The 12,885-nt window shown below is 62.0% G+C and carries 9 protein-coding genes; 3 read left to right on the top strand and 6 right to left on the bottom strand.

What is annotated here, in order from left to right:
* The first annotated feature begins 246 nt into the window (after positions 1–246).
* Complete coding sequence (locus tag E0486_RS13450) at positions 247–1,161, top strand: DNA/RNA non-specific endonuclease (RefSeq protein WP_131852700.1); 915 nt, start codon at positions 247–249, stop codon at positions 1,159–1,161.
* Positions 1,162–1,274: 113 nt separating this feature from the next.
* Here the strand turns inward: E0486_RS13450 and E0486_RS13445 are convergent, their stop codons facing one another.
* The 4 genes from E0486_RS13445 to E0486_RS13430 all read right to left on the bottom strand — a co-directional run bounded on the left by E0486_RS13445 (position 1,275) and on the right by E0486_RS13430 (position 7,773).
* Complete coding sequence (locus E0486_RS13445; RefSeq protein ID WP_131852699.1) at positions 1,275–1,661, bottom strand: nuclease A inhibitor family protein; 387 nt, start codon at positions 1,659–1,661, stop codon at positions 1,275–1,277.
* Positions 1,662–1,801: 140 nt separating this feature from the next.
* Positions 1,802–2,155 carry a hypothetical protein gene (locus E0486_RS13440; protein ID WP_131852698.1) on the bottom strand — a complete coding sequence of 118 codons (354 nt, stop codon included), beginning with the start codon at positions 2,153–2,155 and terminating at the stop codon, positions 1,802–1,804.
* 20 nt (positions 2,156–2,175) lie between these two features.
* On the bottom strand, positions 2,176–5,673 hold the full coding sequence (locus tag E0486_RS13435) for a trifunctional glycoside hydrolase family 18/polysaccharide deacetylase/glycosyltransferase family 2 protein (protein WP_131852697.1): 3,498 nt from the start codon (positions 5,671–5,673) through the stop codon (positions 2,176–2,178).
* Positions 5,674–5,955: 282 nt separating this feature from the next.
* Positions 5,956–7,773 carry a DNA polymerase III subunit gamma/tau gene (locus E0486_RS13430; protein ID WP_131852696.1) on the bottom strand — a complete coding sequence of 606 codons (1,818 nt, stop codon included), beginning with the start codon at positions 7,771–7,773 and terminating at the stop codon, positions 5,956–5,958.
* 566 nt (positions 7,774–8,339) lie between these two features.
* Between E0486_RS13430 and tnpA the strand changes: the two genes are divergently transcribed.
* Entirely contained in the window at positions 8,340–8,801 is a 462-nt protein-coding gene (tnpA, locus tag E0486_RS13425) for an IS200/IS605 family transposase (RefSeq protein ID WP_131852695.1), read from the top strand.
* Positions 8,802–9,290: 489 nt separating this feature from the next.
* The gene (locus E0486_RS13420; RefSeq protein WP_131852694.1) at positions 9,291–10,034 is read left to right on the top strand and encodes a DUF6261 family protein; all 744 of its coding nucleotides are present in this window, start codon (positions 9,291–9,293) and stop codon (positions 10,032–10,034) included.
* A 115-nt stretch (positions 10,035–10,149) separates the two neighbouring features.
* Here the strand turns inward: E0486_RS13420 and E0486_RS13415 are convergent, their stop codons facing one another.
* Together E0486_RS13415 and E0486_RS13410 are read right to left on the bottom strand one after the other, a co-directional pair.
* The gene (locus E0486_RS13415; protein ID WP_131852693.1) at positions 10,150–11,385 is read right to left on the bottom strand and encodes a hypothetical protein; all 1,236 of its coding nucleotides are present in this window, start codon (positions 11,383–11,385) and stop codon (positions 10,150–10,152) included.
* Between the two features lie 287 nt (positions 11,386–11,672).
* Complete coding sequence (locus tag E0486_RS13410) at positions 11,673–12,791, bottom strand: hypothetical protein (RefSeq protein ID WP_243697442.1); 1,119 nt, start codon at positions 12,789–12,791, stop codon at positions 11,673–11,675.
* Positions 12,792–12,885: the final 94 nt, after the last annotated feature.

Genomic DNA, 12,885 nt, shown 5'->3' with positions numbered 1-12,885 from the left:
TCCGGGACGGGGCGTTGCGCCGGCTAAGTGTTCTTACTGTTTGTGGAAAAAATTGTTTGGGACGGCAACGCATTCCTGCCTAATTTTCTTTTTCACACGATTGCTGTGCCTGCCATGTCCGTGTCGTTCCGACCGATCGTACCCTAACCGAGTTCAACACCGTTTATTCATCAAAACGTAACGCACCTGACCGTGTTTTTCCTGGTCAGGTCGAGGAACTTTATTTTTTAACCAAACCACACACACATGAAACCGTCCTTTCGTTCCCTGTCTGCACTGCTGGCAATTGCGCTCTTTGTCAGCAGCTGTAAAAAAGAACCCGCTGCAGCGCCTGCCGGTGAAGAATCCGTAGCCTGGCACGACCGCCAGACTGCCGCCGATGCCACAAGCGCCTTGCTGCGCACCTCCGCCGACAACCTGGCGCTCGGCAACCCCAGCGGCGCGGTGGCCAACACTGCCAACTATACCAACTACCTGATGACGAAAACGCAGTATTCGCTCAGCTACAACCGCGACCGCGCTACGCCCAACTGGGTGAGCTGGCACCTCGATCCGACCTGGCTGGGAAGCACGGCGCGCCAGGACAACTTCTCCGCCGACGCTACCCTCCCCAGCGGCTGGTACCGCGTAGGCAGCACCTCCTACAGCGGATCGGGCTTCGACCGCGGGCACAACTGCCCCTCTGCCGATCGCACCTACAGCGTTGCCGACAACAGCGCTACCTTCCTTATGACCAACATGATCCCGCAGGCGCCCACCAACAACCAGCAAACCTGGGCCAACCTGGAAAACTACGCCCGCACGCTCGTTAACCAGGGCAACGAGGTGTACATCATCATGGGCTCCTACGGCACAGGCGGCACGGGCAGCAGCGGCACGGCTAACACCATCGATGCCGGACGCATCACGGTGCCCAACCGCATCTGGAAAGTGCTCGTAGTACTGCCGCAGGGCACCGGCGACCTGGCGCGCATCACGACCGCCACACGCGTCATTGCGGTGAACACGCCCAACACCAACAGTATTTCTACCAGCTGGGGCACCTACCGCACCACAGTCGATGCCATCGAATCCGCTACGGGCTACAACCTGCTCTCGAATGTGTCGTCGACCATTCAAAGCACCATCGAGAGCCGCGTAGACAACGGCCCGACGCAATGAGTGATCAGCAATGAGTAATGAGTTATCAGTAATGAGAAAAAGGCCCCACATCGTGGGGCCTTTTTGTTTGAATAAGAATATCGCACTCATTATTCATTGCTCATTATTCATCATCACGTCTCCACGAGGCGTGTGCGTAATCCGCCGCGGGTGCCGTCGGGAAGCGAACCGAGTAGGAATGCGTCTACCTGGATCGTACCAACGCGGTACACCTTCAGGTCTGCCAATGTTTGTTGCAGTTGCCGGAGCAGTGCCTGGAAGCGGGCAGCGCGGGCATCGGCTTCCGGGCCGGGATCGGGGGCGCGGGTGTGGTTGCGGAAGAAATAGCCGGCTTCCTGTATTTCTACGGGGGCGGTTTTCTCTTTCCCCGAAAGGCGGCGCAGGGCGGCCTCCGTGTCTTCGCCGGGTTCGACTTGAAACGCTTCGAAAGGGGCATCGGTTTCGCTGATAAAGAAGAGGCCGTCTGCTGCGGCGGCAAGGGCTGTGAGGGCAGGGTTCATGGCGTCAGGGTTTGGATAGGAATGCGCGGAGGGTTTCATGGTAGAATTCGGGTTGCCGAGGTTGAGCAGGTGCGCCGCGCCGGGAAAACGAAGTGCCCGCGCATTGGCAACCGGCAGCATTACAGGAACGGACGGGTTGCTTAGTCGTTGTAATTCACCACGCCCTTTACGAGCTGGATGCCGCCGAAAACGATCGCGCCCCAGAAGATGTAACCGATGTTGGCGACCGTGAGGATGGTGCCGCCGGCGCACCAGAGGCCGCCGTAGAGCATGTCTTTTTTCGCCCGTGCGCGCTTGGCTTCACTGATGGCGCCGGCAAGGCTTTCCACGATGCCCGTGGCTTCGTCTTCGGCAACGCCGCCATTCACCAGGTGTTCGATGACGTCTTGCCGGGTGCGCTGGTCCTGGATCAGCATACGGGCGGCTTCGTTGGCCCAGTAGTCGAGGGAGTAAGCAGGTTGTGCGGGGAGAGTCAGTTCTTGTTCGGAGTGCATGTTGGCGGTTTGAAACAAAACTACAGACTTTGTTCCGGTTCGCGCCGGCTAACTACCCGGGCTTCGGAGGCCGCTGTCTGCCGGCTTCCTTGTTGCGCGTTGCCCGTTCGCTTCAGCACGCCCCATTGCTGCAATTCTCCTTTTAGCGCGCGGCGCACCGAACGGAACAACACGAGCCACATCAGCCAGCGGTACACCAGCCGTTGCGGCAGGAGCCACAGGAGGCGCCCCATGCGTTCACGTTCCATCCGGAAGGCCAGCAGCGCCGTTGCGGCGTCCACCAGCAGGAAAGCCACGTAATAGGGAAGCACGCGCGGCGCATTGCCGGTGCAGAGACCGAGCACCAGGAAGAAGTCGGCCAGTGGAATAAAGGCGGGTATGAGGTATTGGAACAGCAGGATGTTGGGCAGCGCCAGCCAGCCGAGGGCCGCCTGCCGGCTGTTGAACAGGAGGTCTTTGTGTTTCCACAGCGTTTGCAGGATGCCGAAGTTCCAGCGGAAGCGTTGCTTCAGGAAGGGACGCAGCCGCTCCGGCACTTCGGTGTATGCCAGCGCCGCGTTCTCGTTGCGCACGGTGTAGCCGGCCCGCAGGATGCGGATCGTCAGGTCGCAGTCCTCGGCCAGCGTGTCGGTGGTGAAGCCGCCGGCGGCACGGATCGCTTCGGTGCGGAACGCGCCGATGGCACCCGGCACCACGGTGATGGCGTTGAGGTAGCCGAAGGCGCGGCGGTCGAAGTTCTGTGCCGTGATGTATTCGATCGATTGCCAGCGGGTGAGCAGGTTCAACTCGTTGCCCACTTTGACGTTGCCGGCAACGGCGCCGACCTCACCCGGCCCATCTCCCGACCCCTTCCCGAGGGGAAGGGGTGAAGTAAAGAAATGACGCATCAACATCGTCACCGCATCGGGGCGCAGCTGCGTATCGGCATCGATGCACACTACGTAGCCGGCGTCGGTCTGCGCGATGCCGAAATTGAGGGCCGAGGCCTTGCCGCCGTTGGGCTTGGTGAACACGCGTACTTGCGGATGGCCTTCGAAGGCTTCGCGCACGCGGGCGTAGGTGGCATCCTTGCTGCCGTCGTCCACGAACAATATGTTGAAGTGCGGGTAGTCGGTTTTCAGCAGGTTGCGCAGGGCGGCCACGGCATTGACTTCCTCGTTGTAGGCAGGCACGATGATCGACACCGGCGGGCAGGGGCCGGCCGTTGCGGGAAGGGGGGCGGTGCGGCGCTCGCGGCGTCTTTCCAGCAGGGCCAGCGCGGTCATCAGCCCGAGGCGACCCATCGACAGCGCAATGAACAGCACAAAGAGGGTGAAGAGCACCTTGCCCGTCCAGTAGCCGGCCATCGCCAGCAGGTAGTTGCTTTGAATGAGCCAGTAGCCGCTGCCCGCCGCCACCGGCGGCATCACGTCGGCGGGTTTCTTGCCCAGGTAGCCCGATACAGTGGTGAAGGTGTAGCCGCGCTTCTGGTAATAGTCGATGATCTGCGGAAGGGCCTTCAGCGTGGCGGCACGCGAGGCGCCGCCGGCGTCGTGGAGGAGGATGATGTTGCCGCCCGTAAGGTCGCGGCCTTCGCGCTCGATCTTGTCTTTGATCCGCACCACGCGCCGGAAGATCGTGTCGGCGGTCACCCCGGGTTCCCAGTCTTCGGGGTCGATGGACTCGCCCACGTCGAGGTAATTGTGGGTGCGGGCAATGGCCACGGGCCCGAGCTCCTCGATCTTTTCGGGGGTGAAGTCGGCGTTGTAGGGCGCGCGGAACAACACCGTGCTGTGGCCCGTGATGCATTCGATCAGGAGGCGTGTCGACTCCATCTCTACTACGGCGCGCTGGTGGCTTACATCGGCGATGTTGGGATGGGTGAAGGTGTGGTCGCCGAGCTCGTGCCCTTCGTGGTAAATGCGCTTCACCAGCGGGATGTTCTCCTCGCAGTTGAGACCTACCACGAAGAAGGTCGCCGGAACGCCCTTTTCGGCGAGCACGTCGAGGATCCTGGGCGTCCACAGCGGGTCGGGGCCGTCGTCGAAGGTGAGCACGATCTGTTTGCGGTTGCGGGCCGTGTCGGCGCCGTTCCATCCGTACTTTTTTGCCAGGAAGGAGGTGGGCAGGCTCGTGTAGTATTCCTCGGCGATGAGCGCGTCGGTGCTGTCGACCTCGAAGTTGATGGTGCCTTTTTCGGGTGTGGCCAGCACGTCGAGCACTTCGCCATAACCGCTGTACGACACGCTTTCGGGGCTCAGCACCTGTGACAGGCTGCTGTAATCGAAGCGGCGGGCGGCCTCCCGGTTGAGGGGGTTGCCATAGAATTTCCAGAGGCGCTGGTCTTCGGACCCGAGGCGCCACAGCGCCGTGCCCGCGAGGCCGGCTTCGCTGGCAAAGCGTACGGCGTTGAAGGTGGTGGCGGCATCGGTGAAATACACATCGTGCTGCCGGTCTTCGTCGTCGTAGTAGGAGAAATACAGGTTGTAGGAATCGTTGTCGAAATCGATATGCGCCTGGGCTTCTTTTGCAAGCAAGACGGCGCTGGGGTACGAAACGACCGACACTTCGCCGGGCCGCGCCCGTTCCCGCGGCCAGTCGTAGCCGTAGGCGGCGAGGCAGAGCACGGTCTTTTGCGCCGGCAGGCGGCGGGTGGCTTCCTCCACGGCGGCCTCGATCCACTTCTGGTGGGCTACCGGCCCGGCCTTGGTGCTTTGCGAATTCTGGTCGTAGGCCATCAGGAACACGTAGTCGTTGCAGGCGCCCAGGGCCTCGTAGTCATAGTCCCGGTTGAAGGGAACGAGGTCCTGGCTCACCTGCAGGCCGGCGGCGTGCAGCTTGCCATAGAGCTCGCGCTGGAAGGCGATGAGGGGCTCATTGGTCGGCTCCTGCAATTCTTCGAAGTCGATGTTGACGCCGGCGAAGCGGTTTTGCTGCAGCAGGCGCAGCAGTTGCGCGATCACGGCGGCCCGCCTGGCGCGGTCGTGGAGGATGGGGCGCAGGTATTCGCCGTGGAAGACGCCGCCGCGCGCATTGGTCAGCAGCGGCATGATGGGCACGCCGGCGGCACGCATGACGGCCAGCGCCTTCGGGTCGGTCTGCAACACGAGGCTGTCCGACTTCGGGTCGAAGAAGAGCCATTCGGGGATGACGAGGTTGAGGTGGTTGACATTGCGTTGGAGCGACGCAAAAGACGCGCGGTCCCAGTTCACGTAAAAGCCGGCCCGGATGCCCGCGTGGGCCGCCGGGGCGCCGTTGTCGCGGTAGGGCACCCGGTTGGCCGGCCCCTTCTGGCTGATGTACTGGCGGAAGCTTTTGTAGCGGCGTGCCAGCCGGCTGTTGCCCGGCGGCGTGCTGGTGTCGGTGAGCGATTGGCGGAACTCGCGCAGTTGCGGCATCTGCGGGCTCCGGTCGGTGAGCAGGGTGATGACCACGGCCACGATGCCCAGCAGCAGGAGCAGGAGGAAGAGGCGCGTGCTCCACTGGAAGCCGCGCCAGCGCAGCGCGCTGTTCGTTTGGAAGATCTGCCGGTCCTGCATGTTGGAATTTGAAGGCAAGGTAGACCAGCCCCTTGTTAAGGTTTTGCCGAAGCGCTTAAAGCGGATGTTAACGGGTGGGGCTGTCTGAAAAACGCTCCGGTTCGCGTGCTTGGGTTTAGCAGGGGCTGTGGTTCCTTCGGTGAGCGCATTTTTGCCGCAGAGGGCGGTGTAGGGCAGAAGAATGCCGTCGCTGTTGACGAGTCGTTACCAGTGGGGCCACCCCGACGGGCAAGAAAAAAGACCACCCGCGGGCAGTCTTTCTATGTTTCAAAATCGTTGGGCTTAATAATCCAGCTCCAGCCGCAGGCGGTCGCGGAGTTCCTGCACGAGCGGGTATTTTTCGGCCAGCTTCATGAACTGCTCGCGCGAGGTGAGGGGCAGGTCGGACAGGTCGATGGGCTCATTGGTTTCCACCAGGGTGAGCAGCATCTGGAGCTGCCGGTTGCCCACGTACGTTTTGAGAAACTCGGTGGCCTTGGCACGCTCGGTTTCCAGGAAGCGGTAGGCGATGTTGTCGTTGACGACCGCCTCGAACACGTGGTCTTCCCGGATCGACACCTGGGCCATCTCGAAGGGGTTCCAGGCGGGATTCTTCTCGTCTTTCAGCACCTGGATGAACGCCTTCCAGCCCTCTGCGAGCTTCTCCGGCGTGAGGGGGTGGTCGGTGCTTACCATGCCGGCCTGCGCGGCGGCCTGGTTGCGGATGGCGGCGAGGTTGAACCTGGCTTTCGGGGCGGGGTCCGCCTTCGCCAAGGCTTCGGCGGACGGAGCCGGAGACGGTGTTCGGGGAGGCTCGGGAGCCGCCTTTACGGTGGCCGCGGGTGCAACCACTGGTTGCGGCTTCGGCTCTTCGATCACCAGCTTCGCTTCGGTGGGCGCGGGGTACGCTGTGGCCGAAGGGTTCTTTTCCAATACGAACGGCGGGATGGCCTTGAAGGCCAGCACGCGGGCGTTATCCGTTACTTTTTTTTTAGCGATGCCGCTGCCGTCGGCCGTCAGTTGGATGGCCTGGCGCAGGTAGCACAGCTTGATGAGGGTGAGCTCCACGTGCAGGCGCTTGTTGCGCGCGGTGCGGAAGCCGGCCTCGGCCTCGTTGAGGAGGTTGAGCATGCTCACGAGGTACCCCGCTTCTACCTTCTGGGCGTAGTCGGCGTAGCGCTTGCGGAAGGATTCCACCACTTCGAGCAGGCCCGCCACGCGGGCGTCTTTGCAGATCAGCAGGTTGCGGCCGAACTCGGCGAAGCCGTTGAGCACGGAGTCGCCCTCGAAGCCTTTCTTGTTGATATCGTCGAAGAGGAGCAGCGCGCCGGCCAGGTCCTGGTCCAGCATGCAGTCCATGAGGCGGAAGTAGTAGTCGGCGTCGAGGATGTTGAGGTGTTCGAGCGTGTTGTTGTAGGTGAGCTCGCCGGAGGTGAACGACACGATCTTGTCGAGGATCGAGAGGGCGTCGCGCATACAGCCTTCGCTTTTCTGGGCTATGAGCTGCAGGCCCGTCTCCTCGGCTTTCACGCCTTCTTTCGTGGCGATGGCCGCGAGGTGGTTCACCGTATCCTGGAGCGTGATGCGCTTGAAGTCGAAGATCTGGCAGCGGCTCAGGATGGTGGGGAGGATCTTGTGCTTCTCGGTGGTGGCGAGGATGAACTTGGCGTAGGACGGCGGTTCCTCGAGCGTTTTCAGGAAGGCGTTGAAGGCCGCCTGCGAGAGCATGTGCACCTCATCGATGATGTACACCTTGTATTTGCCGGCCTGCGGGGCGAAGCGCACCTGCTCCACGAGGGCGCGGATATCGTCTACCGAGTTGTTGGAGGCGGCATCGAGCTCGTGGATGTTCATCGACGTGCCCTCGTTGAAGGACTTGCAGGAATTACACACGTCGCAGGCCTCGCCCTCGGGCGTCTGGTTCTCGCAGTTGATCGTCTTGGCGAAGATCCGGGCGCAGGTGGTCTTGCCCACGCCGCGGGGGCCGCAAAACAGGAAGGCGTGCGCCAGGTGCCCCGTTTTGATGGCGTTGCGGAGGGTGGTGGTAATGTGTTCCTGCCCCACGACGGTGTCGAAGGTCTGGGGGCGGTATTTACGGGCGGAGACGATGAATTTTTCCATGGGATTCGAACCTGCAAGTTAGGGATTTGAGGTGGCAGGGGAATGTGAAGAAATGTCCGCCTTCGCTCCCTGGCCGTCGTAGCCATGCGAAGACGGCAAGCTACGGCGGACGGGGACAGGGCGGGGACTGGGTGTTGCAGGCAGTAGCTAGAGGGCACCCCGGAGGGGTGCCGTGTCACTGGCTCCCGCTTTGGGCGGGACAAGCTCCGGGCGCAAGCCCGGGAAAGGATAGGGATTTGGATGGCGCACCCGGAAGGGTTGCCGTGTCACTGGCTCCCGCTTTGGGCGGGACAAGCTCCGGGCGCAAGCTCCGGGCGCAAGCGGGGAAAGGATAGATATTCGGATGGAGCACCCTGAAGGGGTGCTGTGTCCCTGGCTCCCGCTTTGGGCGGGACAAGCTCCGGGCGCCAGCCCGGGGTAAAAAGCAAGCAGCTGATTCTGGCGCCCCGCAGGGGCGCCGTGTTTCTCCTGCCGCGAGAAAAACAACGCGCTTCGTCCGGAAAAACACGTTCCATTACTGGGAGAAATCACATGGCCGCCTGGCGCCCGTTTTCCAACTTGCAACTATGTCCACCTATACCCAGCTCTATTACCACATCCCCTTTTCCGTAAAGTATCGCCAGGCACTGCTCGTCGACGACTGGCGCGAAGAGTTACACCGCTATGATACCGGGCTGATACAGGGCCGCGGGCATAAGCTGCTTGCCATCAATTCGGTTGCCGACCACTTGCACGTGTTGGCTGGCTGTAAGCCGCGCGATCCGTTGCCCGACCTGATGCGCGAGCTGAAAAGCAATTCCTCCGCCTGGATCAATGCCCGCAGCTTCACGGCCCGACCGTTTGCCTGGCAGGAAGGATACACGGCGATCAGCGTAAGCCCCTCGGCGGTGGGCACGGTCTGCGGGTATATCGCCCGCCAGCAGGAGCACCACCGGACCCGGTCACACCGGGAAGAGCTGATCGAATTGTTGGATGCGGCGGGCATTGCCTGGAAGCCAGAGTATTTGTTTACGGAGCCGGTGGAGTAACGTGCCCCCTGCGCGGCAGCACGGCGCCCCTTCGGGGCGCGTTGGGTCGTTGTCCTCTGTTTCCCCGGGCTGGCGCCCGGGGCCAGTGACACGCCGCTCCGGAGGAGCGGTTTCTCTGCGGGCTTTTACCCAGGATCACGAGGTAACGCCGGCGCACCTGCCAGTAACCCGGAAAATGGCGCCCCCCGCCCAACCCATTCCACCCCCAAAACCTTTCCCGGCCCCAACCCAACCCTGATTTACCCCCAAACAACGTTGTTTGCCCCTAATCCAGCCTGTTCCGGCACCAAACAACGTTTCCGGGCACCGAATCAGCCCTGAGCCACCCCCAAACAAGGTTGTTTGCCCCCAAATCAGCCCTGATCCACCCCCAAACAACGCTGTTTGGCCCTGGATCAACCCGATCCGGCCCCCGGGATTGGAAAAATCGGGGTGCCTTGCCCGTTTTCCCGCTTATTCGTACATTAGGGTTCAACCAAACCTTAAAACATGATCCACAAGATCCAACTGCTCTTCCTCCGGGTCGACGAAACGATCCAGTTCCTGCCCCAGCTGCGCGCCCAGTTCGACGGCGCCCGCAATCTGCCCCCCACGATCGTTGCCCTCCTCGCCGAACTCAGCACGCTGGAGAGCGACCTCGACCGGCTGTTCAAACGCGACACCGTCAAAGCCCTTACCGAAACAGCCATGAAGGAAGACGAGATCCGCGACGCCCGCCTCAGCAACCTCTACGGCCTTGTAGCGATCCATGCCGAAGACCCCGACCCCGCGCTGGCGGCCGCCGCGGCCCGCATCCAGCAGGTGCTGGACAAATACGGCTCCCTCAGCGCCGTGAGTAAGGCGGGGCTCAACGCCGAATCGGCCATCGTGAGCAACCTCCTGGCCGACCTCGCCAGGCCGGAATGCGCCGCCGCCGTAGCCGCCTTCGGGCTGGAGCGCTGGCTGACGGCCCTCAAGGCCGCCAACGACGCCGTGAACGAGGCGATGCTCGAACGCGCCCGCCTCAACGCTGAAATGGACCTGCCCTTCAAAATGAAAGACAAGCGCCAGGAGGCCCGCCGGGTCTACACCAAACTGCTCGAAAAGTGCGTGCACTTCGCCGAGGAATCGGCCAACGCGGAGCCCTGGCCCGCCCTCGTGCCGAAGATCAACGCCATCACCGCCGACTACGACCGGCTCATTGCCGCACGCAAAGGCCGCGCAGCGGCGGCGGCAGCGGAGGAGCATGTCTGATGTCGGATGTCTGATATGAAAACGGATCGCAACGCGATCCGTTTTTTTTATGCACTGAATCTGAAATCAGAGATCTGAAATCCGTAGTTCCAAGATCTACGTCAGGCATCCGACATCAGAGATCAGCGATCTTCCGCTCGCTGCCCGCCAGCAGCCAGGCGCCCGACACGAGGCTGACGAACACCGGGGTGTAAAACAGGTAGAGATACGAGACGTCCATGAAATTGTAGAAGATCGTCAGGGCCACCTGCAGGCCGGCCAGCAGGGCCTGCGGCAGGGGTACCGTCATTTTGCGGATGAGGAAGAAGAACAGGAGCGGGGCCAGGAAGGTGCCGTAGAGCAGCGTGGCGTGGTTGGCGCGCACGCCGCCGGCGCCGAAGAACTTCGACAGGCCCACGGAGCGCCAGAAGTACTCCGGGTTTTCGCGCCACACCCGCTCGGCGTGGGCGATGTAGAGCCCGGGCTGGTTGGCGTGGATCTGCAGCGGCTGCAGGCCCACCGGCGCCAGCAGCAGCAGCCCCGTGGCCGCGCCGGCCGCGGCGAAGCGCCACAGGTAGCCATACTCCTTTTTATACAACAGGTACACGAGGGCAAAGGGCAGCCAGCCGATGAGGGCGTAGCGGCTGAGAAAGCACAGCGCCGTGGCGATGCCCGCCAGCCAGGGATTGCCCGACAGCAGCGCCGCCGCCAGCAAGGCGTAGTAGGCGTAAATGATGCCTTCCTCGGTAAGCCGGATCACATTGTTGGTGCCTTCGAAATGAAACCAGCAAAGGAGGAAGAGCAGGCCCAGCGACAGCCCCACCCAGGGCAGCGGCCGCCGCCAGCGACCCGGCAGCACGCACAGCGCCACGCACAGCCAGATGGCCGCCACCGTGAGCCAGCGCATATCGAAGTCCATCGCGATGGGGTAGCAGTAGGGGAGCCAGAGTGCCGGCAGGTAGATGGGCACCATGCCGTTCCAGATCTCGGGAACGGGGGCGTGGATCTGGTCCCACTGCCCGTGCAGGAAGCGGGTGGCCTGCACCTTCAATATCGGCAGCATGTCGGCGTGCTCGATGGCGATGGGCGTTCCGTCCATGATGCCGCGGGCCACGTAGCGCGAGATCGGCAGGAGGGCCAGCAGCACCAGGCCCTTCAGGATCGACTGCCGGCTGAAGAAGTTCTTTTTATCGAAGCGGGCCGCGGGCACTTCCAGGATCAGCCCCGCGATGGCCAGGCCGCTGGCGAAAAAGAGCAGGCTGAGGAAGCCCGAAGCGTGGGGCAGCTGCAGGCCGTAGGTGACGCAGAACACCTGCAGCACGGCCAGCAACACGATGGCCTGGGCGGGAAGGATACGAAAGCGGAAAGGCATAAGCAATTGGTATGACGAAACGCGAAGATAGCCCGCCCGGGGGCTTGGCGGCTCGTAGCGTTATGGGTGTTTTTGCAATACCAGGAAGGGCGGCCGCATTCCGCCGGCCGCAAGCGGCCTTCAGTTCGCAACGACGCGACGTCAGGTGTTAATAGAGCTAGCCGGCGCCGCTACAAACGTATCGTTGCGCCGTCGTGCCGTCGTGCCGTCGCGTACAACGGGCGCTTGCGCCCCGTTTGCCGCGCTTGCGCTGCCCTGGTACTGGTACAACGGCAGCAAACAGCCGCTTAGTTCAGCACCGGGTGAGGCTTGAATTCTTTCGTGCGGTCGAACAGGTAGCGGAAGGTGCTCAGCCTGCGGCTCACATACGTATGGCCGCCGATGTTCTTAGCCACGTTGATCATCTTGGGGTTGAAGTCGCCGATCCATTGCATCTCGTATTCTTCGTACTCGATGTGCTGCATCACCTTGCCGGCTTCGGCAATGAGAAAGGCGTCGAGGCCCTTGCCCTGGAATTCGGGGATGATGCCGAAAACGAGGCCCGTGGCCTTGGTGCAGGGTTTCGTTTTTTTGATCCAGAGGAACTTGAGTTTTTGCAGCAGCCCGAACTTGCCGTGGAGGTGCTTGAACCACTGGTTCAGGTCGGGGAGGTTGACGAAGATGGCGGCGGGCTTGTCGTGGTGGTACACGAACCACACGAGGCGCTCGTCGAGCACGGGCTTCATCTTTTTGAACATGAGGAGCACCTGCTCGGGCTTCATTTCCTTGAGGCCGCCGTGGCCGGCCCAGGCGGCGTTGTACACGGCCGCGAAGTCGGCGGCGTATTTTTCGAGCTTGTCTTTTTCGATGGTTCTTGCCCGGAAGGCGGGATCCTTCTGGTAGGGTGCGGCGCGGTCGAGGATCTTGGGGGTCAGCGGGTCTTTAATGGGCATCCCGAAGCACACCTGGTTGTAGAAGGGGCGGAATCCGTAGTGCTCCAGCAACTCCTTATAATAAGGCAGGTTGAAGTTCATGCAGTATAGCGGCGGTTGGAAGCCTTCCACCTCAAGGCCCCACCAGCGGTCGCGCTCGCCGAAGTTGATCGGCCCGTCCATGGCCTGCATGCCGCGCTGCAGCAGCCAGTGCTTCGCTACATCGAACAGCATATCGGCCGCCGCCTGGTCGTTGATGCAGTCGAAAAAGCCGACGCCGCCCACGGGTACCTCGTCGCCCTTGTTCTTGTATTTTTTATTGGTGAAAGCGGCAATGCGGCCCAGCAGGTTTCCGTTTTCGTCCTGCAGCACCCAGCGGGTCGCTTCGCCAAATCGGAAGGCCTTGTTTTTCGCCTTGTCGAACACATCTTCCACGTCCTTGTCGAGCGGGCGGATATAATTAGGGTTGGCGCGGTTCACCGTTACGTTCACCATCAGGAAAGCGCGCGCCTGCGCCTCGGTCGTCACTTCTGTCAGCTGAAAGCCCATGGGCGCAAAAATAAGTGAATGGGGGAATGGGATAATGGGG

Source organism: Flaviaesturariibacter aridisoli (assembly GCF_004343705.1).
Classification (GTDB): Bacteria; Bacteroidota; Bacteroidia; order Chitinophagales; family Chitinophagaceae; genus Flavisolibacter; species Flavisolibacter aridisoli.
Note: the sequence above shows the minus strand (reverse complement) of the source record. Positions and strands in the feature narration are given on the sequence as shown.